Below are 22,886 nucleotides of genomic sequence, written 5' to 3' on the forward strand. Positions count from 1 at the left end.
GATGTGAAGAATACTCAAAGACCCCGAGGGAGCGAGCAGGCTCACTCCCGCAGGGGATTGGCGGTGAAGGATCAGACCGAGTCGAGTATTTCGTGATACGGCTTGCCATTGATGTGGCAGATCACTCGATTGCGCCCAGTGGTCTTGGCTTCATACAACGCCTGATCCGCATCGTTGAGCCATAAGGTAGCGTCGGTATGCGTCGGGTCAAACGCTGCCAGACCAATGCTCAAACTGACTTGCAAGCCTGGACTCTGCTCGTAACCTAACGTGGCAAAACGGTCGCGCAAGGCTTCCATCGTTGCGGCGGCGCCGTTCAACGGCATGTCGGGCAGGATCACGCAGAACTCGTCGCCGCCATAACGCCCGGCAACATCGGTGGCACGCAGGTTCTGCTTGAGCATCTTGCTCAGCTGGCGCAACACAATGTCCCCGGCGACATGGCCGTAGGTGTCATTGATGATTTTGAAATGGTCGATGTCGATCAGTGCAATCGCCCCGCCCCGCTCGCGTTGGCAACGCTGGAATTCGACTTCCAGTTGGTCCTTCCAGGCGCCATGGTTCAACAGGCCGGTCAGGCTGTCGGTGCGGCTCAGGGCCAGCAACTCGCGCTTTTGCCGGCCAAGGGTGGTGGCCTGACGAAAGCAGAGCCAGCCTAACGTCAAGGGATACACGATCAGCAGGGGCATGCAGGCGAACATTTGCAACGGCGTCGTCGACGGGATGAAGGCAGGAGTAAACACCAGCCCTCCAACCCCCATCCCGAGAATCTGCGCGACGAAGCCTACTAACAGGAAACGCAAGCCGCCGATGGCGACATTGTTCATGGCCATCATTGACAGCGTTGCAGCGCTGGGTAGCGGATTGAATTGCATGGCCGCCACCCAGAAACCGCCGAGAAAGGCATCCACCAGGATGTTGCGGTGCTCGGCGTGAAACGGCACCTTGGCCCGTCGCGCCCACTGATGGGCAATGTGCGGCCAGAACACGCCGTTGAACACCATCAGCCCCCACACCCACGGTGCCGGGTCGAGTGGGTACATCGCCGCACTCACGCACAACAATCCCAAGGCCAGGCCCAAGGTTCGCGATGCATAGAGCCTCCTGGCCAATGAAAGTCCTTTTCCTCCCGAATTTTCCATAGGGCCTCTGCGTCACTGAATGGAACTTGATAACACCGGGTTGCAGATGCGTTGAGAGTCTATCAGGGCGACGTTAAATAGCCATCACCGGCGAGCGGCTTGAATACCAAGGTATTGCCAGCACGCGAATCGTCAATGTTTGGCTATACATGAAGGGAGGGTTCAATAAATAACCATAAAAAAGGAGGCCCATGCAGACTTTTCAAGTGTTGATCATCGGCAGCGGATTTGGCGGTCAGTGCGCGGCGATCAATTTGCTCAAGGCCGGCATCGACGATTTTTGCCTGCTGGAACGGCGGGACTTTTTCGGCGGCACCTGGTGCCAGAACACCTACCCCGGCGCGGCGGTGGATGTGCCCTCGCCGCTGTATTCGCTGTCCTTTGCACCCTATCGCTGGACGCAAATGTTCGCCGAACAGGCGGAACTGCACCGCTACACCCAGTACGTGGTGGAACACTTCGGCCTGCGCGACAAGGTGGAACTGGAAGCCAATGTCGAACGGATCGAATGGGATGACGCCAGCAAACGCTGGGCAGTGCACACCGGCACCAAAGGCACGTTTTACGCGCAGTTTCTGATTAACGCGACGGGGCCGTTGAGCCAGCCGGTCGTCCCGCACTTCGAGGGCATGGAACGCTTTCAGGGCAAGACCTTTCACACTAACAACTGGGACCATGCCTACGATTACCGGCAAAAACGCGTGGCCATCATCGGCAGTGGTGCCAGTGCCGCGCAGGTCATTCCGGCCATTGCCCCGGACGTCGAGCACCTGCACGTGTTTCAACGCACGCCGCATTGGGTGCTGCCAAGGGCCGACCGCGCATTTGGCCCCTTCCAGCGCTGGCTGCTGGGCCTGAAACCGGCCTACAAACTGCTGCGCTGGATGATCTACTGGCAGTTCGAAACCCGGGTGATTGCCTTCAAATACTCGAAACCGGCGATCCACATGGTCCAGCAACACGCCCTGCGCTTCCTCAAGCGCCAGGTGCCAGACCCCGAATTACGCAAAAAACTGACGCCGGACTTCACCATCGGCTGCAAGCGGGTGATTGTCTCCAGCACCCTGTACCCGACGCTCGGCCGCAGCAACGTGACCCTGCACAGCCGCGAGCACGGCGTAGCGTCCATCGATGAAACCGGCATCGTCACTCAGGACGGTCAGCACATCGACCTCGACCTGCTCGTCTGGTCCACCGGTTACGACGCCACCGACGGGGTGATTTCCTACCCGGTCACCGGCAAACACGGCACGCAACTCAAGGACGTCTGGGCGCAGTATCCTCGGGCCTATCTGGGCACCAGCCTGCCTGAATTCCCGAACCTGTTCATCGTCACCGGCCCCAACACCGGCATTGGCCATACTTCGGCGCTGTTCATCATCGAGTCGCAGATGAATTACATCCTCGACTGCATCCGTACGTTGAAAGCCCAAGGTTTACGCAGCATTGAAGTACGCGCCGAAGCGGAACGTACCTACACTGAAATGATCCACCGTGAAATGGAGCGCACCGTATGGAAGTCCGGAGGGTGCCACAGTTGGTACCAAAGCAAGAGCGGTCATGTGATTGCCATGTTTCCGGGGTTCAGTTTCAGCTATCACCGATTGACTCGGGCCTTGAAACCCGCCGACCACATCATGTCCTGATCACGTTGAAGGAAGTCATCCGATGCTTCTATTCGTTGTCATTATCGCGGTTATCGTGGCCTGGAGCTGGTTGAACTATCCGGCCATTGGTTATTGGCTGTATGACTTGAACATGGCCATTGAAGCCAGGCTGTATCGGCTGCACAAAATCGTCGTGCCCATTAACGAGATGACCGTCTCGACCTGGCAAGGCGGGCCGTATGAGGCGTCCAGCAGCGTACTGATGCTGCACGGCTACAGCGCCGACAAAAACCTGTGGCTGCGCTTTGCCCGGCACTTTGTCGGCAATTATCGGGTCATCATTCCGGACATTGCCGGGCATGGCGAAACCGGCTTCAAGGCCGGCGGCGGCTATGACATCCCGCTGCAAGCCAAGCGTATGATCCAGTTGCTGGATGTCTGCGGGGTCGAGAAGGTGCATGTGATCGGCAACTCTATGGGCGGTTACATCGCCGCGTGGCTGGCGGCCACGTATCCGGACCGGATCGCCTCCGTGGCGCTGATCGACCCGGCCGGGGTTACTGCCCCCGAGGCCAGTGATCTGGAGCGGCATTTGGCCAAGGGTCACAACCCGTTTCTGATTCACTCACGGGAAGAGTTTCGACACTTTTACGCCATGACCATGGCCGAACCGCCATGGGTGCCCCGCGTGGTGCTGGACGCCGTTGCCCATCGCTACGAGCAAAGCCGTGATGAACTGGAAGAAATCTTCAACGATTTTCGCGCCAGCCCGCCGATGGAGCCGAAACTGGCCGACATCAAGTGCCCGGCGCTGTTGCTGTGGGGGCACAAGGACCGTTTGATCGACGTCAGCAGTGTGGCGGTCTGGAGCAAAGGCATCGTCGATCTGCGGGTGCATATCTGGGATCACATAGGGCACATGCCGATGGTCGAAGAGCCGGCGAATGCTGCGCGACTGTATCGGGAGTTTCTGGGATCTTTGCGCACCGAAAGCCGCTCCCACCTGTAACTACCGCGTCTGTAGCAGCTGCCGAGCAGCGCGAGGCTGCGTTCGGTGCGGGCCGGCGGAGATGCAGTCCTGGGGAGAATGAAGTTCGTAAGAATCTTCGTTTGTCGGCGGCGCTGAAGGCTGCGATCTTTTCGCCCATCCTTTACGTCCCCGCGCCAGGAATTTTTTTCATGAACCAGCCCCGCTTCGTCAGCCCTGACCTGATCCGCCAACGCTTCTCAAAAGCGATGTCCGACATGTACCGCGAAGAAGTGCCGTTGTACGGCGCGCTGATGGAGTTGGTGGAGCAGACCAACCAATACGTGCTGGACAACGACCCGCAGATCGCCCGTCAGTTGAACAGCACCGGCGAAATCGAGCGCCTGGACCTGGAGCGCCACGGTGCGATTCGCGTTGGCACCGCCACTGAACTGGCCACCCTCGCCCGTTTGTTCGCGGTGATGGGCATGCAACCGGTGGGGTATTACGACCTGACCCCGGCCGGCGTGCCGGTGCATTCCACGGCGTTTCGCGCGGTGCACGAAGCGGCGTTGCAGGTCAGCCCGTTTCGCGTGTTCACCTCACTGCTGCGCCTGGAACTGATCGAAGACCTGGAACTGCGCGCGTTCGCTCAGTCGGTACTGGATAAACGCCAGATCTTTACCCCGGCAGCACTGACCTTGATCGAGCGCGCTGAAACCGAGGGCGGTCTTACCGAAGACGAAGCGCAGCTCTTTGTCGAACAGGCGCTGGAAACCTTCCGCTGGCACCACAGCGCCACCGTCACTGGCGAGCAATATCAGAAACTCAGCGCCCAGCATCGCCTGATCGCCGACGTCGTGGCCTTCAAAGGCCCGCACATCAACCACCTGACGCCGCGCACACTGGACATCGACATCGTCCAGGCACAAATGCCGGCCCACGGCATCACCCCCAAAGCGGTGATCGAAGGCCCACCTCGCCGTCAGTGCCCGATCCTGCTGCGCCAGACCAGTTTCAAGGCGCTGGACGAGCCGGTTGCCTTTACCGATCAAGCTGAAACCCGTGGCAGTCACAGCGCGCGCTTCGGCGAAATCGAACAACGTGGCGCCGCGCTGACGCCTAAAGGTCGGGCGCTGTACGACCGCTTGCTCAATGCCGCACGGGACGAGTTAAACGACTTCCCCAACGAAGCCAATGCCTCACGCTACAACGCGCTGATGGGGCAGCACTTTGGCGAATTTCCTGACACCTACGAAGGCATGCGCCGACAGGAACTGGCGTACTTTCGCTACTTCGTGACGGAAAAAGGCTTGGCGGCGGATGCGCTGAATTCGGTGTCACTGGAGGATTTGCTCGACGGCGGCTATTTGCGGGTTGAACCGCTGGTGTATGAGGATTTTCTACCGGTGAGCGCAGCGGGGATTTTCCAGTCGAACCTGGGGGACGCGGCGCAAACTCACTATGGCGTGCATTCGAACCAGCAGGCGTTTGAGCAGGCGCTCGGGCGAACGACGATTGATGAGTTGGGTTTGTATGCCGAGACGCAGCGGCGTTCGGTTGAGGAATGCTATGCCGCGTTGGGCCACGCAATCTAACGCGAACGTGTAGCAGCTGGCGCCGCCTGTGGGAGTGAGCCTGCTCGCGATGACGGAGTGTCAGTCGACAGCTGTGTTGCCTGATACACCGCAATCGCGAGCAGGCTCGCTCCCACAGGCTTTGCCAGCGGCTACAGGCTTAGCGGAGTTTGATCAGCAACGCCTCGGCGGCCGCTTCGGACGACGCCGGGTTCTGACCGGTGATCAATAATCCGTCCGTGAGTACATAGCTCGCCCAATCGTCGCCCTTGGAGTAAACCCCGCCCTTCTCCTTGAGCATGTCCTCCACCAGAAACGGCACGACGTTCGTCAATTGCACCGCTTCTTCCTCCGAGTTGGTGAAGCCCGTCACGCGCTTGCCTTTAACCAACGGCTGGCCATCCGCGCCTTTGACGTGACGCAACACACCCGGAGCATGGCAGACCGCCGCGACCGGTTTTCCTGCCTTGATAAACGCCTCGACCAGAGCGATTGAAAAGGTGTCTTCGGCCAAATCCCACAGTGGACCATGGCCGCCCGGATAGAAAACCGCATCGTAATCTTCGACTCTCACACTGTTCAGCAGCGCAGTAGAGGCCAATGCAGATTTAGCGGCAGGGTCTTTATTAAACCGATCCGTCGCCTCGGTTTGCGCGTCCGGCTCGTCACTTTTGGGGTCCAGCGGCGGTTGACCGCCCTTGGGCGAGGCCAGGGTCAGTTGAGCTCCGGCGTCCTTGAAGGCGAAATACGGCGCGGCGAATTCTTCCAGCCAGAAGCCGGTTTTCTTACCCGTATCACCCAATTGATCGTGGGACGTTAAAACCATCAGGATTTTCATGTCGTTCTCACTCCGGTTCAGGGTTGTTCGGACGCTCGACGGCGCTGTGTTTATGGACCCTGCAGCCGGCCCATTCGTTGCACCGGATGTCAGGCGCCTTTAACGGGTGGCGCAAGGCCGTTATGCGCAAGAAGTTGCGCACCCATCCTACAGAAAGGTCCCACCTGGACACTGATCGCCCGGCCGGGCAGGCCCTCCAGCCGAGTGCGCAAAACGTTGCGCATCGGTGTGCAAGTTCTTGCGCACATTCCTCAGGGTTATTCGTCGACACACCTTTCAATGGTCAAAAATAACCGACAACCAATTGATCTATATGGATTTAATTGTTTATGGCACGGACCTTGATAACACTCAGGCACCCACCGGGCGATACCGCCTCCCGGGCACTCTTAATTTTTTAGCAAGGAGCACATCCATGGCTACACCAGCGTACATGTCCGTTACTGGCGAGAAACAAGGTTTGATCACTGCCGGCGCGTTCACCGCCGACTCGGTTGGCAACACCTACCAGGAAGGTCACGAAGACCAGGTTATGGTTCAGGCTTTCAGCCACGACGTGATCATCCCGCGTGATCCGCAATCCGGCCAACCAACCGGTCAGCGCGTTCACAAGCCAGTGGTCATCACCAAGGTCTACGACAAGTCCTCGCCACTGCTGCAAGCCGCTCTGACTTCCGGCGAGCGCATGAGCGAAATCGTTATCCAGTGGTACCGCACTTCGGCTCAAGGTACCCAAGAGCACTACTACACCACCAAACTGGAAGACGCCATCATCGTCGCCATCAACAACAAAATGCACAACTGCCAGGACCCGTCGAACTCGCACTTCACGCACCTGGAAGAAGTGCAGTTCACCTACCGCAAAATCACCTGGACCCACGAAGTATCCGGGACTTCGGGTTCCGATGACTGGCGCCTGCCGGTCGCCTAAATCAGGCCGACCGTCTCAAGCATCGGCCAGCTCTGCTGGTCGATGTGTTGATAAACCCGCCAAGTCTCAGCATGGGTTTTTTATGCTAATGGAATCGAAGTCGGCGAGACTGATACAGGCAAATTATTTTGCAACATTAAGATGAGGCCAGTCCTTGAAACAAACTAAGCAATCACCTCTTGCCCTGCGAAATTAAAATGGAAAAATGATTGATATAAAACTGTCCGGTCTGCAAGGAAAGCTGGCTGACTTATACGTACAGGCCGAAAAAGACGGGCGATCCTATGATCGCCCGTCTTTTGTATTCGTTTTCACTATTTCTAGAAGGTGTCCGCCCAGTGCAATGGCCTCGGCAATCCATGCACTGGTAAAGAGCCCTGACACTGGGCGAACAAGTAGATTTTAATAGAAGATTGCGAATATGTCCGCGAGACGAATATGAATTTATATACATAATGTTTAAGTAAATGTCAGTCGAAATACTATTCCGCCTCTCACAAAAACTCACTAACCAGAACATTAAATCTGATTGTTCTTGTACAAAAAAGTTATACAAGAACAATCAGTCTATGCCGTCAATCCTCAGCTTTTGGCTTTACTGGTCACTTTCAGAACATCGGTGTAGGTGACGATTACGCTTTGCCCAACTTTCAGATTTTTGAGTTTGGCTTGAATTTCTGGTTTTTTGACGTCAACCGTTTTGGAATTACCCTTCGGACCTTCGAAGGTTACCTGATGTTTCTTCAGGTCGATGTGGGTGATTTTCAGCTTAACCTGAACCTGACGGTAAGCTTCGCCGGCCGGTTTGTCGCTACCTGGAGCGGCGCGAGCTTCGCCCGTGCGTTCGGCGGTGCCTGGCAGGCCTTTGTCGACGTCGGTATCGAGGGCGACTACGAGGGCGTGAGCCACTTCAATGTCGACCTCATCGCCAGCTTTCAACTTGCCGAGATTTTTCGCCTTGTCAGTCAGTTGGATAGAGGTCTCGTTACCTTCTGGCCCTTTAAGGACGACTTGATGTTTCGCGGCGTCGACCGAGACAACTGTTGCGGTCATTTGATCCGCTACCACGTCAGCAGACAGCGGAATCTCCTCGGCCATGGCGCCAAGGCTGACAGCAGACAGCAAGGTAGCGAGGGTGATGGCTTTGGTCAGTGCGTGGAGTTTCATAGGCAATACATTCCTTGGTAATAAATGACAACAGACCGCTCTGGCTCAGGCGTCAGCGCGGTGTGTGCCAATGAGCATAGACGCTCCTCAAGAAGTTTTTGCAGTTTCTTTTGCGTCAGGTTCGTCGTTCTCGGTGCTTTTTTCACTTTCCTTGCGCCAGGTCAGCCAAGTAGCACGCAGGGCATCACTTTCGCGTTCGTCGGGGCCTCCTCAGGCCTGCGGATCTTCAACTTCGTGGGCGACGTTCACGGCGGGCGAGTCTTTGTGCGATTGCTCGACCTTGGCGTTCAAGTCCTGCCACTGTTCTAGGTCGATGGCACCCTGCCCCAGCAAGTCGTCAGCCACCCGCAGCAGTTCGGCATAATGGGCGTCGGGGGATTGATGCCAGTAGGCTTTATCGTCGAACAGGCGTTGCCATGAGGCAAGGTCTGGCGGTTTGAGGTCGTCGCTCATGGCGGGCTCCTGTGAACGGGTTGGTTAACGTAGGAGAACGTCGATCTGCCGAGAGTTCCAACTCAGTAACCGGTCATTTCCAGATAGCCCCTCCCCGCATGGCTGCCGCTCAGTTGCACCGGCCCTTCCCAATACGGAATGCGTAAATCCATCCACGCGTTAGGATTGAGGGCGTCGAGGGTAATGTCGAAGTGCTTGCCGGGGATTTTGATTGACCAGCGCACCGGCATTGAACGGCCCGCGACGCTGGCGGTGTCCTGCGGTGTGAGGCGAATGTCGTCGGCGTGCAGCGGTTGAGTCTGCCCCTCGGCGTCGATCCAGGTGCCAGTGAGGTAAGGCTCGCCGTGCTTGTTGCGCATGCGGTAAAGCATCACCTGTTCGCCGCTGTCCAGGTGCAGGGAAAACCAGTCCCAACCGGTCTGGTTGGCGGTCAGCGGCTGGCTGCTCCATTCGCGGTCGAGCCAGGCCGGGCCCCTGACTTGATAGGTCTTGCCATCGATTTCCAGCGAGCCACGGGCCTGAAAAAACGGTTGGCTGTAGTAATACGATGCCTGGCCTTGTTCGGATTTCTGGCTAAAACCTTTATCGCCCTGAAGCACCAGCGGACGGGTGGCGGTCAGGTGTAGTTGGTAGCCGAACTCCTTGTCCCGCGCCCTGAGTTGAACATCCGAAAAAAGGTCGGAACTGTGACTGCTGAAGCGCCAGTCATCGATCCAGGCATTGAACGGCGCCAGACTCACACCCGCCTGACCGACGCCACCACGGGCGTAGCGTTCGGCCGCATGATGCACCGTCGCCGACGTCACGGCCGCGTGCCCCAGCCAGATCGTCTGATTGCCCCAGCCGTCCACCTCGGGCGCTACTTTCAAGGCGCTGCGAAACAACGTCCATTGCACGCCGAATTCACGGCCCTGCTCGTCTTTGAGGTTGGCGGTGACGTACCACCATTCGATGCGAAAACCGTCATGCGGGCCATGATCCGCCGGGAAGCTGAACACCCGACCGGGCACCACCGGCGTAAACGCTGCCGCCTCGCGCCCCAGACCGGCGAAGCCTTTCTCAACAGGCGCCGAGTTGTCGCAACCACTCAACACAATCACCAGTAGCAAACCGAGTTTAATCCTCATGAGCAAACGTCCTCAGCAGGTCCGCCGGTCGCGTTCGATACAGCGAGTACAACGGCCACGCCGACGCCAGTAACGTCGCGAACAACGCCAACCCCATCAACTGCAACAGTTGCAGCGGAAAGACGCGCAACGGCAGCCGCCAGCCGAACGCCTGCACATTGATCACCGCATCCAGGCACCACGCCAGCGCGATTCCCAGCGGCATTGCCAGCACCAGCGTCAACACCGCCAGCAACCAGGTTTGCCCGAGGTTGAGCAGCATCAATTGCTGGCGCGTCACGCCCAGCGCCCACAACGGCGCCAGCTGCCCGAGGCGGCTTTGGCTTTGGGTCAGCAGGCTGATGAACAATGCAACGCCCGCTACACAGAGGGTCAGGCTGTTGAGCGCGGCCGTGGCGGCGAAGGTGCGTTCGAAGACTTGCGTCGACCAGCCCTTGAGCCGCGCCTGATCGACGATGCGGCTGTCGTCGAGCGCGAAGCGTGCCTGTAATGCGCTGACGAACGAGGGGATCGATGCCGGCTCAATGCGCAGATTAAACCGATTGGGCGCCAGTTGTGGCCAGCCGAGCAGCAGGTGGCTGACGTTGACCAGCAGATGACCCTTGGGGTTGCCGTAGTCAGCGTAGATACCGACGATGCGCGGCGACCACGGGCCGCCCGGCGTGGGAATCGTCAGGTGATCGCCGAGGCGCACCTTGAGTCGTCGGGCCAGTTGTTCGCTGAGCATCAGCGCGTCGTCCTTGGCCAGTTGGTCCCATGGGTTGTCGTCCAAGGCCTCCAGCAATGGCCAGTGCTGGCGATAGGTTGGGTGATCAATCACACCAAAAATGTCCGCCGGCCAACCTTGCAGCTGGATCAACACTTGCCAGTTGGGCAGAACCGCCGAGACTTGCGGCTGCTGTTTGAGCCAGGTGTACATCTCGCGGGACTGAAGCGGAGTTTGCGGATTGAGGTAAAGCTCGGCGGTCAGGCGCTGTTCGAGCCAGTTGCTGAAGGTCTGGCGAAAGCCGGCGGTCATGCTGCCGGCGCCGATGTTGGCCGCCAGTGCCAACAGCAGTGCCATCAAGGCCAGGCTCAGGGCCGGCAATTGCTGCCGGCAATCGGCGACAAACCACTGGCCGAGCACTGAATGACTGCGCTGCAAGACGAGGTTGAGCACGGCATTGAGTACCACGGGCAGCACCAATGCGGCGCCGAGCAACAGCGTCGCCATCAACACAAATCCACTGGCCAGGCTGTCGCCCCAGATCAAGGCGCTTAGCGCAATCACCGCCGCCGTCGCCGCCACCCAACCCTGGCGCCGCAGCCAGCGCGCGTGAGCCTGATGCCACGCTTGCGGATCGGCCAGTGCCAGCAACGGCAAACGCGCCGCGCGCAGCAGACTGTTGGCGCCGGCCAGCAATGCACCGAGCAAACTCAGGCCGATACCGCTTAGCCACCACCACGGGCTGAGGCTCAACTGCCCCGCCACTTCGGCGCCGTACAAACCGCGCAGGCTGGCGGCGACGTCCGGCAACAGCACACTGGCCAACAGGTAGCCGCTGACCACGCCGGCGAGGCCACCCATCAGCGCCAAACCGCCTAGTTCTACCGCCAGGCATGTGATGAGCATTCGCGCACTGACGCCACAAGCGCGCAGGGTTCGCAGCAGTCCCCGGCGTTGTTCCAACGCCAGACCGATGGCCGCATGGACGATGAATAGGCCGACCACGAAGGACAAAAAACCCAAGGCGTCGAGGTTCAAGTGAAAACTCTCGGTCAGGCGTGCGAGGTTGTTCTCTTCACCGCTGCTCTTGAGCTGGAGTTGATCCTTGATCGTGTCGGGCAAAGAGGCGCTGAAATCTTTGGGTAACAGCAGGCGCGACAGTTGATCCGGCAGACCGAGAATCTGCTGAGCGAAGCCGATATCCACCAGCAGCACGCCGGGGGCCATGTCGGTTTGAACGTGCAGCGGTGGTAATGGCACACCGCTCAAACTGGTCGGCCGTTCACCTTCGCGCAACCCCAAAGACTGCAACGTCTGCGGTGAAATCCAGGTGCTGCCCGGCGCACTGAAGAACTCGACAATCTGCGCCATCGGCAACGTCTGCCTCGCCACCGAGGAACCGGCCGGCAGCGACACCGGCTCGATGCCCATCAGCTGCAAGCGCTGCTCTTCATGGCCCTTGAGGATGACTCGACCTTGCAGCACCGGCGACACCGGCCAACCGGCACGGCGCAAGTCGACAAACAACGCCTGAGAAAACGTCCCGCCACCGGGCGCACTGAGGCTGGCCTGCGGTTCGCCGCCGATCAACTGACTGGCTCGGGCATAGCTTTCCCGTGCCTGACTGTTCAACGCCTGTACGCCGGTCAGCAAACTGGTAGCGAGCCAGAGCCCGGTCAGTACGCTGAAAAATTGCACCGGGTGCTGCCACCAATGACTGAGCAGTGCCCGTAGTGTCTCGCGAAAAACCCGCACCTCAGCGCTCGTCCGTGCCGGCCAGACGACCACCGTGCAACACCACTTTTTCCGCCAGTCGCGCAGCAACCCGTGGGCTGTGAGTGACCATCAACAATGTGGTCGGCGTGTCGTCGAGCAATTCCAGGAGCAGCTTCAGCACCTCGTCGCTGGTGGCTTCATCGAGGCTGCCGGTGGGTTCGTCGGCCAGTAGCAGTTTCGGCTTTGACGCCAGCGCGCGCCCCAACGCAACTCGCTGCTGTTGGCCGCCGGACAGTTGCTCCGGATAGCGCTGCAGCACATCACTCAAGCCCAATCGCTGCACCAGATGCGCCTGCCAGCGCGGATCATGGCGACCGGCCAGCCGCGCCTGAAAGGCCAGATTGTCCTCGACCCGCAAGCTGCCGATCAGGTTGAACTGTTGAAACACCAGGCCGATTTCGGTGCGCCGCCAGTGAGCCAATTGCGCTTCGGTCATTTGCTCCAGCCGATATTCAGCGCTGCGGATGCTGCCCCGGTCGACCTTGTCCAGCCCCGCAATCAAGTGCAGCAAAGTGCTTTTGCCGCTGCCCGACTCGCCCATCAGCGCCATGCTGCTGCCAGGTTTCAGGGTCAGGTCGACGCCTAGCAGCACCGGCAGTGGACCTTGCGGGGTGGCGTAGCTTTTGAAGACGCCTTGGACCTGGAGCATGGGCAAACCCGTTTAAGAAGCGTGAGCGCGAACGCACCATGATGAAAGTAGCGTACGTCTAATTGAGCACGGCGGCTTCAGTGCGTTTAAACCTGATGCGCCTACTCCATGCGATTGCGGGTCGTTCGATCAGTATGTATGTGATGGCTGAAAATGCGATGCAGGCCGCCACTGCAAGGACAGCCGCTAATAGGTCCGAAGTTAAGCCGGTCGGCATGATGCGCCGGAAAAGGCGCATAAATGTTCCTATTACCGGGGGATGAAATAAATAGAGACTGTAGGATATCAAGCTAATTTTTTGTACAGGATAGCTGGACAAAAAACCAAGAGCCAAAGTACCGCTAACCAAAAAACAAAACAAAAGACCCGTCAATCCGACAGCTATTGTAAATGAGTTTTGACTGGCCGCGCCGATGAAGAGGACTAATGTACAGTACCCAACGGCAACATATCGGTTTTGCTTCGAGCCTCTAAGTATCTGAGCACACAGCACCCCTGCCATGAAACTGAACCAGAACGCGATAAATCCACCTTGCCAACCAATAGAATGAATAAGCCCGACAGGCCAAAGTAGCGCCAACAATGCACTGACCCAAATCGCAATATTTCGCGCCTGCATAGCCTTGCCGCCTCTGACTTGTTCAGATAGCCAAAGTAGTACGGCAAATACGATATAAAACTGCACCTCAATACAAAGTGTCCAAAACACCGTTATGATGTTTTCGATGCCAAGGACACCTTGAAGAAACACCAAGTGCGCGAGAATGTCCGTGACACCAGGAATTTCAATCCCGTCTTGCCCTGAAGTATGCTTTGCGACAATCACAAGCACACCCAGTGCAACGGCAACATAGTATGGCGGAGCAAGCCGCACTAAACGGCGTGCCACAAAATTCCTGGCGTTCGCAGTATGCATCGGCACGGTAAATGTTGTGACCGCCATCACGATCCCGCTTAATACGAAAAAAACAGGCACGCCCAAGTGACCAGCGTCAAAAACCATGTATTTCAACCAGCCCGGTATTGCCGCTAGAAGGGTTGGAATATGTTTCCCCTCGGACAAATGAAACAGAACCACCCAAAGGGCTGCAAAGCATCGTAATGCATCAACTAGGGCGAGGCGATGCTTATCATCAATGGCGATTCCACTCATTCCTGCCTCCTCCCTCTTTCCACTGATGTCGATCATGTTGTGAGTTCGACCTCAACGCGGAAAGCGCCTTACTAAGACGAACAGTTCGCACACGCATTACAAAGAGTAGCTTCAAATAATTTTGCAGAGTTTTCCCAAGAACTTAAAGCCACAGTTTTATAGGCCTTCTCTGAAATCGCACGCCACTTCAACTCATCCATAATCAAAATCTGCTCAACAGCACGAGCCAAGGCAACACGATCATCAATATCTGCCAGCACACCGTTTTCGAAACAAGATATTGCCTCCAGCGGCCATCCCGTACGTGTTGAAACTACCGGAACCCTACAGGCCATTGCTTCCATCGCCATCAGGTTAAAACCTTCACTCCGGCTTGCTGAAAGCCAGACATCACATTGAGCATAAAGATCACGAATACGCTCTTGATCGGGGGCAAGATGAAACTCAAGTCTTGCTGGCAACTTAAACAAATCACTGGGTGGAGAACTTCCAAACGTTATAACTCGAAGCGACGGGAATTTTTCCTCTAGCAAAGATACAATCTCGAGCGCAACATCAAAGCCCTTTAATGGCGCTTCATGGTACAAGAAGCCGATGGTTGGGCGCTGCTGTTTCCCCCTTGGCGCGGAAAAAAATTGCCGATGATCGACACCGTTCAACACCAAAGAAACATTCGAGTCGCCATACTCCACACGCATGACATCTACCAACCATTTAGAAATGGTTATTTTATGCAAAGGCATTTTATAGGTTGCCATGACTCTATCGATCGGGCAAAAAGTGAAAGTTTCATGCGCTTGCACAAAATACACTTTTACACCCTTGGACCGACTTAGAGAATTTACCCACTCAGCTGTTTCCCACCACGTCGCAATGACAACATCTGCATCTGGAACATCCGAATCCAAAATCGGCCTATATTTTTCTATCACTCGGTGATCAAGGCCAAGGCCGTCTAAATGAGATGAGATTTTCTTGTTTTTCGGCCAACCCTTACCCGTTATGAAACGTTTTACTTTTCTGCGCAGCGGAATGGGAGGCGATGGCAAGGAAACAAGTGTCACATCATGTCCAGCGTCAGATAATGCCTTGGCGTAAATTGCAACGACGCGAATCCCGCCAGCCATGCTCGCTACAGGCAATACAAAAACCACTTTCATTAGAACATCCTCCCCCTGAAAATCAGAGGCTGTCTATTAAGATCCAACACACACCCAGTCAATTGACGTGATATCGAGCCACCTCTCGACGAGCATCAAACAGGAAAAAGCCAATGTTCCGCCTCAGGCGCACTAGCTCATACTATTCAAATGTTCAACCAGCCTTAGAGTTAGTTGCAAAAGCGGCATTGTCGGGTTGCTGGCACCACCTGTAGAAAAAACACTACTGCCTGCAACGTGAAGATTCGCTACACCAAACACTTTGCAGTTCTCGTCAACAACTCCAAACTCAGGCGAAGTTGCCATCCGTGTGGTCCCCATATGATGTGCATGGGGACTGACCTTCAGTGGCAAGTCCATGTCATAAACGCACGTTTCTAGCTTGACAAAACCCAGTCCAGCTTCAGCAAAACATTTCGCCACTTCGAGCCCTATAGACTTGATGGTATTACGGTCCGCAGGGCTTAGTTCCCAATGAACCGTTGGCTTCCTCATCCCTAACGCATCTCGATCCTTGAGTAAGGTCACGCGGCTGTTCGGGTTGGGAAACTGTTCAATCAACGTGCCGATTACTCCATCCCCGGGGCAATTGAACTTGGTGATAAATTCAATCTTATGCTCCTCTCCTGCTTCGCAGATGAGGTTCTCGAAAAAGCCCTTGATGGCGGCCATTCGCCCATAGGACTTCACTTCAGATACAAGCGAGGCAGTCACGTTCCCTTTGCCCGAGCTGTTTGCAATCACGAATGTATCTGTCGTGAAGTACTGGCGAGAATCTGTTCCCTGCCCGTCTTTCAAGATGAAGGTACCCAGTTCTACGTTCAGGTGCTCCATGAAACATCTACCGACGAAACCATCGTTGCTTACGATACCGCCAGTGACCAGAGACTCACTATTGAGAAGGTGCCTGGCATTCTCGATTGCGCCCGTCGCCAGAATGAATTGTTTGGCAATGACTCGCTCCCGATGCAGCTCATAGTCCGACACGACTATGGCCGCAATGCTGCCGGTCTTGTTATCAAACTCAAGATCGACACAGTTGCAATTGATGAACACATCAAGCCCTTCGGTCTCATTGAGTTCCTTGGCATATTTTTGTGCAAAGCGTGTCGGTGGGCTTAGTAAGAAACGATCAGCCTCAAAGTCGGTGTTATCCAAAGTCGCATTGATGGCTTTGAATTCAGAGTGTGACGGAAGATCCACGATATCCATGGCCGCTGGCAGATAACGTTCGATCTCGGAAAACGCAATGGGCCAACCGGGTAAATGCACCGGAGGGCCTATGGTAAAGTCAGACCGCTCGAAGGGACGGCATCGCCCGGCCCAATGATTGGAGGTGCCGCCAAGATACCGCAGGCGCGTTTCCTCGGCGTAGACGTCAAGCCCTGATGATGGGCACTTGTAGAGGCTCTGCGAGTTCTGTGAATATTCGTGTCCACCGCCCTCGACAACTACCACCCGGCGGCCATTGCCGGCCAAACCCAAGGCCAGCGTAATGCCAGCTGGCCCCCCCCCTACAATGCAGAAATCATAGGAGTCGCGGAGTTCTTTCTGCGATTGGTAGTCTTTGATCATGTCTGTATTTACCGAAAATACTGGGCAGGCAGTACCCATCCATTGATGACAACAAAGTCAGACTTAACCATAGAAGGCCGAGCAACGGCTTTGGAAACACCAAACATGAGCCCCCCAAGGCTCAACAGGGCAAACGCCTGAAGGAAGCCTCTGCGACCCATCACAGAGGTTTTAAAATCAGGTGCTCTCATGATTCAAAGCTCCCCCACATCAAGATTGAGTTGGAAATTTCAACTACGCATCAAGGCCACAATTTTGCAGGCCTTCATCAATACCCCAATGGCGGCGCCGAGCCACAACTTTGAAAACGACAAGAGAAATCGATCAAATCAAAGCCTGAGCAAGACTCGACAACAACTCCCCGCACAAAGCCCCCACCGCCAGCATTGGCAGCACAACAAGTTCGCGCTTGAGATTGAACAACCCCAAACGGCAATTGACATAAAAAACCAGAATGAGCGTAGGAAACGCATGCAAGGCGACGCCCCAAATCGCATATTCGACTCCGCCAATCGCCAGCATAAGGGGCAGTAGCACCCATAAGGAGACTACGCGAATGATGTTGTCCATGGCTTGGTATTTTGTGAGTCCCAAGGCAAGCCAGACTTGATGCGCCACGGTGAAGCGCATTGTGAAAAAAGAAAGTGAAAGAATGGCCAGCATATGGCCGGCCTGGGCATACCGCTGATCGTACAAGATGCTGATCAGCAGCGGACTGCCGGTCCAGAACAGTCCACAGAAAAACAGCGAGGCCAGATCGAACCCCAATTTGAAGCGGTAATACAAAGCGTGTAGCCGTGCGGTGTCATGTGTTCTTGAGGCTTCACTGAATACCGGCAGGGCCACGGCCCCGACCAACCTTTGCATTCCAGTTTGAAGAGCGCCCAAAATCAACACGGCAATAGAGTAGACACCCATTTCGGTGGCGGACATGCTGCCGCCGAACCAGATGCGATCACCGTACATGGCCAGTACGCCCACTGCCGAAGACAACAGCATCCATCGGCCGAAAACGACCAACTCTTTGAGCGCAGAACGGTCCCACAGTAGACGGTTGGACGGCCCCTCAAACCAGAAATGCCCCAGCAGAGTGCTGACCAACGCTGCTACTAGACCTGCTGCCACCAGCGACCAGATAGACCGGGTGAAGTAACCGACGGTCAGCAAGACCAGAAGGCCTGCAAGCTGAGCTGCAAAATCGGCGAACACCACTTTCTTTTGCTGGAAAGCGCGCACTGCCAAGTCCACTTTCGTCGACTGAAAACCATAGAGGATTGCCGAGAAACCGGTGAGTGCCAACACCATGGGCAACTCCGGTGCGGCATAGGTGGAGTTGATCGACCACAGGTTGAGGGTTTGCGCTAACCAGGCGAAGCCTGCGATGAGAAGTGTCGACGCAAAAAGGACGACTCCGCGCACAATCTGCACGGTCCACACCGTATTAAGGAACACCGGATCGTCGCCATTTGGACTTTGGATGATGTTCTGGCGCAAGCCGACATCGGACAGCAAGTGCAGAACCAGCGACACGGTGGTGGCGATGGCCATGATGCCAAACATTTCCGGCATTAGCAGCCGCGCCATCACCAGGTTGCCACCCAATCGAATGGCTTGAGAGGTAACAAGGGCCCCCAGATTCCATGCCCCAGCAGATATCGCACGCTTGCTTAGGCTCAACGACGGCGATAAATCAACTGAAGGCATTACAACTACCCCGGACTCAATGACACGAAAGGTACTATAGTCGCATTTGGCCATTCCACTAGTCGCTCATCAATCATAAGCCCAAAAACCTATGCCTGAGCACCTTCGCGCGTTAATTCCCATTCTGGTTATTGCCGGCATCGTTTTTGCGCTCGCACGTCGATCAGCAGCCGACCTGATGGCTGATCGTGATTTCACTCGTCGCCGCAATCTTTGGTTCGTGTTGACGATACTGGCCTTTGTTTCGCACAGTTTCTGGGTTTATGCAGGTATTGCTGCCATCGTTTTGACCTTCGCACGAAAAAGCGAACGCAACCCCGTAGCGCTGTTTTTTATCCTGCTGTTTCTCATCCCACCGGCTCCGGCAGAAATTCCAGGCTTGGGCCTGATCAATTATTTTTTTGCCCTTAGCCATCTTCGTCTGCTGGCATTGTGCGTGTTGCTTCCCGCTTTTTTCGCGCTACGCAGGCAAACAGACACCGCCACTTTCGGACGCACCTGGCCTGATAAGTTGTTAGCGGCCAACCTGCTACTGACGAGTCTGATTTACCTGCGCGAAACCACGGTCACCGACACATTGCGCCAGACGCTATACCTGTTCATCGATGTTTTTTTGCCTTACTACGTCGCCAGTCGGGGCCTCAAGAAACTCAGCGACTTCAAGGACGCCCTGTTGGGTTTTGTACTCGCCGCCATGGTGCTGTCACTGATTGGTCTCTTCGAATTTACTCGCAATTGGCTGCTCTACAACGCGCTGATCGACGCCTTGGGCATACACTGGGAAATGTCTGGCTACTTGAGCCGTGGAGGCTCACTGCGTGCCAGCGCCACCACCGGCCAAGCCATTGCGCTGGGATTTGTCATCAGTGTAGCGATAGGTTTTTACCTGTTCTTGCAAAAGGATGTACGCAGCCGATTTCAGCAACTCTTGGGTGCGCTCCTGCTCGCAGGTGGACTGATTGCCCCCCTATCGCGAGGCCCTTGGATTGGCGCAGCCACAATGATCACAGTGTTCATCGCAACCGGCCGGAGCGCTTTTAAACGCCTGATGCTACTGGCGATCGCCGGAGTCCTTACCCTTCCCCTGCTGGCTATTGTGCCTGGCGGGACAAAGGTGCTTGATCTGCTACCGTTCATCGGCACTGTAGATGTAGAAAACATTACATACCGACAGCGCTTGATTGACAACGCATTGATCGTTATCCAGCGCAACCTGTGGTTGGGCTCCTTTGATTACCGCAACACACCAGAAATGCAATCCATGATTCAGGGCGACGGAATCATCGATATCGTAAACACCTATATCGGCGTAGCGCTGTCGTTTGGACTGGTTGGGTTGACGCTGTTCGTGGCTTTTTTTGTCACTGTACTGTTCAGCATCCGCAAGGCAATGCGTTCGTTCCCCAACAAAGACGAAGAGGCATGTCGACTTGGACGCGCGCTCCTGGCAGCCCTGGCCGGGATATTGATCACTATCATTACCGTTAGCAGTATTACAGTGATCCCCGTGGTGTACTGGTCGGTGGCCGGACTAGGCGTTGCTTATGCTCAGATGGTGCGCAGGCTCAAACACTCCTCGACCGCCGCCACTGCGAGTGCCGGTGCCAGTCTCCAACTCCGGTAGCCCCATGGCCAAATTTTTTCGCCGCACCCGTTTGCTGGTTCCGGTTCTTTTGTCTTTTGTAATTTGGCCGTATAGCGCCTGGGCGTCAGGCTGGATCGTAAGTGTCGATGATCAAAATGGCCTGCCAGTTCTGATCCACGGCGGCAGTCCCGTTGTTTCCTCTTCATTCACCTTCTTTGAGGGCAACTGGGGCTGGGTGAGTTTTCCAACCGAGTTCAAGATAGACGCCCCCTACAGATACTCCCTCTCAGGCCAGAACAAAGCACTGGATTTCGACCTGGCTACGAAAATCCAGAAAGAAAGCGAGCAGCAACTGATTTGGGATTTTGCCCTAAATGCGCATAGCACGAAGTTGAACGTCATGGGTGGGGGTATCGTCTTCAAGTTCGACCCTGCCCTTTTCTCGGGAGAAATGGGCGAGCCGGTTTTACTCCCAGACAACAGAGGCTGGTCATGGGGGAATGCACAAGGGCGGCACATCGAGATGCGTTTTGAACCTGGGCTGGCGAGTGTGTACTTTGAACCGGGTAGTCGATCTGAAGTGCGTGCTTTTTTCTACAAAAACACGATCAAGCCCGGTCATCAGAATTTCAAAGCTACCTTAAGCATATCGGGCGATGTGGCACTTGGCCCCACCACTACCGAACGCTTCGGTCTGGCGGACCCAAAGAGCTGGCCTAGTGACAAGCTTGATTGGAAAACCTCACCGGTCGATCTGTCCTTTCTCAACGCTGACGAAAAACCAGCAGGCAAGCGCGGTTTCGTCAAAGCGTCCGGCGAGCAACTGCGATTCGCCGACAACACCCCGGCGCGCTTCTGGGGTACCAACATCACGTCTTACGCGTTGTTCCGCACGCCAGACGATGAAATCAAGCAGCAGGCTAAACGCCTGTCCGCACTTGGTTTCAATCTCCTGCGACTACACCACCATGACTCACCATGGGTCAGTCCCAACATTTTTGGCGACCCTAACCTCACGCAGGACACCCAAACACTTAACCCGGAGTCGCTGAGAAAAATTGACTGGTGGATAAAGTGCCTCAAAGACGAGGGCATTTATGTATGGCTCGATATGCACGTCGAGCGATCCCTTACTGCAAAAGACAACATTTATGGCTTCGAAGAAATGCCAAAGAACAGCAGTAACCACGCCGATCTCAAGGGCTACGCCTACGTAAATATCACCATTCAACAGGCGATGAAGCGTTTTGCCAAAGCCTATTTGACCCATGTAAACCCCTATACCGGCCTCGCCTACAAAGACGATCCGGCGATCGCCGCAATATTGATTACCAACGAAAATGACATTACCCATCACTTTGGTAATGCCCTGCTACCCGACAAGAACGTTCCAAAGCACAACAAGATTTACATGGCCGAAGCCGCAGCGTTTGCCAACCAGCACAATCTATCGTCCAGCAAAACCTGGCGCTCCTGGGAGCACGGGCCCTCCAAACTGTTCCTCAATGATTTGGAACGACGTTTCGACGTAGACATGATTCAGTACCTACGTGATGTGGGAGTGAAGGTCCCTATCGCCACAACCAGTACCTGGGGCGGTGAAGGCCTCAGCTCCCTGCCGGCCCTTACTTCCGGCGACGTAATCGACGCCCACAGCTACGGCGGCCATGGGCAGCTGGAGAAAAACCCGCTCACCAGCGACGGCTTAATCAACTGGATCGCTGCCGGCCAAGTCACGGGCAAACCTCTGACCGTCACCGAGTGGAACAATGAACCCTTCCCGACACCCGACCGCCACTCGCTGCCACTGTATATCGCCGGCACCGCCAGCCACCAAGGCTGGGATGCGTTGATGCAATTTGCCTACAGTCAGGAACCGCTATCCGGGGAATGGATGACTGCCAGCAATTGGCACGCCTATAACGACCCCGCACTGCTGGCCACAATGCCTGCCGCCGCTTTGCTCTATCGCCGCGCTGATGTTCGCGAAGCCAGCACGACCTATATCTTCGCTCCGACGCCAGACACCCTGTTCAACCAACTGATCACACCGACTAACTCTGCTCTGCTGCGTACTGCGATGGAGAAAGGCAAGCTGCAAATTGCCATGCCACAGACACCAGAATTGCCCTGGTTGCAACAGAGCGTTATCGCAGGCAATGCGCAGGAGTATCACGACCCTAACCAGTCGCTACTAGATGCCAATGCCGACGAGTCCACGACAGATACGGGCGAGCTCAAACGCAACTGGAAACAAGGCATCTACACCATCAATACGCCGCGCACCCAGGCCGCCACCGGCTGGATCGGCGGCGAGTCGATCAGCCTTGGTGCCATCCAGGTTCAAGTGAAGACGGCTTATGCCAGTGTGGTAGTGCAAAGCCTGGACGCCGCGCCTGTGAGCCTATCGCAGGATTTAATGATTTCGCTGGGTACCCGCGCCGTCCCCCAGGACGATGGTAAAACACCTTTTTATGTAGAGCCCCTCGAAGGAACGCTGACCATACAGGCGCCGCAATACTTGACACTGTTCACCCACGGCACTCTTGGGCAAATGAAAAAACTGCCTGCTACCTACCGTGATGGCCGCTATACAATCAAGTTCGACGGCCTACAGGCGTCGAACTGGTTGTTTTTGAAAAAAGACGCCACTCAAGCCACAGCCTCAAGCAACACGCAGCCAAGCCCTGCCAACAAATCATCATCCAGCGCATCGGAGACTCAATAGCCAACTTATCTTTTAACGCGATATTCAGCCGGATCGCACTG

General features: G+C 55.9%; 17 protein-coding genes. 6 read left to right on the top strand and 11 right to left on the bottom strand.

The genetic code is table 11. The features are described from left to right. Positions 1-71 precede the first annotated feature (71 nt). Positions 72-1,142 carry a diguanylate cyclase gene (locus AC3ISI_RS16715; RefSeq protein ID WP_489332925.1) on the bottom strand — a complete coding sequence of 357 codons (1,071 nt, stop codon included), beginning with the start codon at positions 1,140-1,142 and terminating at the stop codon, positions 72-74. A gap of 191 nt (positions 1,143-1,333) precedes the next feature. Here AC3ISI_RS16715 and AC3ISI_RS16720 point away from each other — a divergent pair, with 191 nt between their 5' ends. The 3 genes from AC3ISI_RS16720 to hglS all read left to right on the top strand — a co-directional run bounded on the left by AC3ISI_RS16720 (position 1,334) and on the right by hglS (position 5,314). Further along, a complete protein-coding gene (locus AC3ISI_RS16720) occupies positions 1,334-2,788 on the top strand; it encodes a flavin-containing monooxygenase (RefSeq protein ID WP_489332926.1) in 1,455 nt (484 codons plus the stop codon). Between the two features lie 22 nt (positions 2,789-2,810). Next, complete coding sequence (locus tag AC3ISI_RS16725; RefSeq protein ID WP_489332927.1) at positions 2,811-3,758, top strand: alpha/beta fold hydrolase; 948 nt, start codon at positions 2,811-2,813, stop codon at positions 3,756-3,758. Between the two features lie 170 nt (positions 3,759-3,928). Beyond that, entirely contained in the window at positions 3,929-5,314 is a 1,386-nt protein-coding gene (gene hglS, locus AC3ISI_RS16730; RefSeq protein ID WP_489332928.1) for a 2-oxoadipate dioxygenase/decarboxylase HglS, read from the top strand. Positions 5,315-5,453: 139 nt separating this feature from the next. Here hglS and AC3ISI_RS16735 read toward each other — a convergent pair whose 3' ends face one another. Further along, positions 5,454-6,131 carry a type 1 glutamine amidotransferase domain-containing protein gene (locus AC3ISI_RS16735; RefSeq protein ID WP_489332929.1) on the bottom strand — a complete coding sequence of 226 codons (678 nt, stop codon included), beginning with the start codon at positions 6,129-6,131 and terminating at the stop codon, positions 5,454-5,456. Positions 6,132-6,546: 415 nt separating this feature from the next. On the opposite strand from AC3ISI_RS16735, the gene AC3ISI_RS16740 reads away from it, so the two are divergent. Next, positions 6,547-7,062, top strand: coding sequence for an Hcp family type VI secretion system effector (locus tag AC3ISI_RS16740; RefSeq protein WP_007948242.1), 516 nt, complete (start codon positions 6,547-6,549; stop codon positions 7,060-7,062). A gap of 582 nt (positions 7,063-7,644) precedes the next feature. Here the strand turns inward: AC3ISI_RS16740 and AC3ISI_RS16745 are convergent. The 9 genes from AC3ISI_RS16745 to AC3ISI_RS16785 all read right to left on the bottom strand — a co-directional run bounded on the left by AC3ISI_RS16745 (position 7,645) and on the right by AC3ISI_RS16785 (position 18,532). Then, a complete protein-coding gene (locus AC3ISI_RS16745) occupies positions 7,645-8,229 on the bottom strand; it encodes a hypothetical protein (RefSeq protein ID WP_489332930.1) in 585 nt (194 codons plus the stop codon). Positions 8,230-8,439: 210 nt separating this feature from the next. Next, a complete protein-coding gene (locus AC3ISI_RS16750; protein WP_489332931.1) occupies positions 8,440-8,682 on the bottom strand; it encodes a hypothetical protein in 243 nt (80 codons plus the stop codon). Between the two features lie 62 nt (positions 8,683-8,744). Beyond that, positions 8,745-9,809, bottom strand: coding sequence for a lipocalin-like domain-containing protein (locus AC3ISI_RS16755; RefSeq protein WP_489332932.1), 1,065 nt, complete (start codon positions 9,807-9,809; stop codon positions 8,745-8,747). Beyond that, complete coding sequence (locus AC3ISI_RS16760; protein WP_489332933.1) at positions 9,799-12,270, bottom strand: ABC transporter permease; 2,472 nt, start codon at positions 12,268-12,270, stop codon at positions 9,799-9,801. Before AC3ISI_RS16760 ends, AC3ISI_RS16755 begins: the two co-directional genes overlap by 11 nt. 1 nt (position 12,271) lies before the next feature. Beyond that, positions 12,272-12,940 (bottom strand): ABC transporter ATP-binding protein, encoded by a 669-nt coding sequence (locus AC3ISI_RS16765; protein WP_489332934.1) that lies wholly within the window; start codon positions 12,938-12,940, stop codon positions 12,272-12,274. A 58-nt stretch (positions 12,941-12,998) separates the two neighbouring features. Further along, entirely contained in the window at positions 12,999-14,093 is a 1,095-nt protein-coding gene (locus tag AC3ISI_RS16770; protein WP_489332935.1) for an acyltransferase family protein, read from the bottom strand. Positions 14,094-14,164: 71 nt separating this feature from the next. After that, positions 14,165-15,253, bottom strand: a complete 1,089-nt coding sequence (locus AC3ISI_RS16775) for a glycosyltransferase family 4 protein (protein WP_489332936.1) — start codon at positions 15,251-15,253, stop codon at positions 14,165-14,167. A 132-nt stretch (positions 15,254-15,385) separates the two neighbouring features. Beyond that, positions 15,386-16,828 (bottom strand): GMC oxidoreductase, encoded by a 1,443-nt coding sequence (locus tag AC3ISI_RS16780; protein WP_489332937.1) that lies wholly within the window; start codon positions 16,826-16,828, stop codon positions 15,386-15,388. A 324-nt stretch (positions 16,829-17,152) separates the two neighbouring features. Further along, positions 17,153-18,532 (bottom strand): oligosaccharide flippase family protein, encoded by a 1,380-nt coding sequence (locus tag AC3ISI_RS16785; RefSeq protein WP_489332938.1) that lies wholly within the window; start codon positions 18,530-18,532, stop codon positions 17,153-17,155. A 91-nt stretch (positions 18,533-18,623) separates the two neighbouring features. Between AC3ISI_RS16785 and AC3ISI_RS16790 the strand changes: the two genes are divergently transcribed. After that, entirely contained in the window at positions 18,624-20,156 is a 1,533-nt protein-coding gene (locus AC3ISI_RS16790; RefSeq protein ID WP_489332939.1) for an O-antigen ligase family protein, read from the top strand. Between the two features lie 4 nt (positions 20,157-20,160). Beyond that, a complete protein-coding gene (locus AC3ISI_RS16795) occupies positions 20,161-22,845 on the top strand; it encodes a glycoside hydrolase 5 family protein (protein WP_489332940.1) in 2,685 nt (894 codons plus the stop codon). Positions 22,846-22,886 lie beyond the last annotated feature (41 nt).

It is taken from the genome of Pseudomonas sp. GL_139_B, assembly GCF_057834475.1.

Coding starts and splice junctions, on each gene's coding strand:
- AC3ISI_RS16715 (WP_489332925.1), bottom strand. CDS start 1,142: ATGGAAAATTCGGGAGGAAAAGGACTTTCATTGGCCAGGAGGCTCTAT.
- AC3ISI_RS16720 (WP_489332926.1), top strand. CDS start 1,334: ATGCAGACTTTTCAAGTGTTGATCATCGGCAGCGGATTTGGCGGTCAG.
- AC3ISI_RS16725 (WP_489332927.1), top strand. CDS start 2,811: ATGCTTCTATTCGTTGTCATTATCGCGGTTATCGTGGCCTGGAGCTGG.
- hglS (WP_489332928.1), top strand. CDS start 3,929: ATGAACCAGCCCCGCTTCGTCAGCCCTGACCTGATCCGCCAACGCTTC.
- AC3ISI_RS16735 (WP_489332929.1), bottom strand. CDS start 6,131: ATGAAAATCCTGATGGTTTTAACGTCCCACGATCAATTGGGTGATACG.
- AC3ISI_RS16740 (WP_007948242.1), top strand. CDS start 6,547: ATGGCTACACCAGCGTACATGTCCGTTACTGGCGAGAAACAAGGTTTG.
- AC3ISI_RS16745 (WP_489332930.1), bottom strand. CDS start 8,229: ATGAAACTCCACGCACTGACCAAAGCCATCACCCTCGCTACCTTGCTG.
- AC3ISI_RS16750 (WP_489332931.1), bottom strand. CDS start 8,682: ATGAGCGACGACCTCAAACCGCCAGACCTTGCCTCATGGCAACGCCTG.
- AC3ISI_RS16755 (WP_489332932.1), bottom strand. CDS start 9,809: ATGAGGATTAAACTCGGTTTGCTACTGGTGATTGTGTTGAGTGGTTGC.
- AC3ISI_RS16765 (WP_489332934.1), bottom strand. CDS start 12,940: ATGCTCCAGGTCCAAGGCGTCTTCAAAAGCTACGCCACCCCGCAAGGT.
- AC3ISI_RS16770 (WP_489332935.1), bottom strand. CDS start 14,093: ATGAGTGGAATCGCCATTGATGATAAGCATCGCCTCGCCCTAGTTGAT.
- AC3ISI_RS16775 (WP_489332936.1), bottom strand. CDS start 15,253: ATGAAAGTGGTTTTTGTATTGCCTGTAGCGAGCATGGCTGGCGGGATT.
- AC3ISI_RS16780 (WP_489332937.1), bottom strand. CDS start 16,828: ATGATCAAAGACTACCAATCGCAGAAAGAACTCCGCGACTCCTATGAT.
- AC3ISI_RS16785 (WP_489332938.1), bottom strand. CDS start 18,532: ATGCCTTCAGTTGATTTATCGCCGTCGTTGAGCCTAAGCAAGCGTGCG.
- AC3ISI_RS16790 (WP_489332939.1), top strand. CDS start 18,624: ATGCCTGAGCACCTTCGCGCGTTAATTCCCATTCTGGTTATTGCCGGC.
- AC3ISI_RS16795 (WP_489332940.1), top strand. CDS start 20,161: ATGGCCAAATTTTTTCGCCGCACCCGTTTGCTGGTTCCGGTTCTTTTG.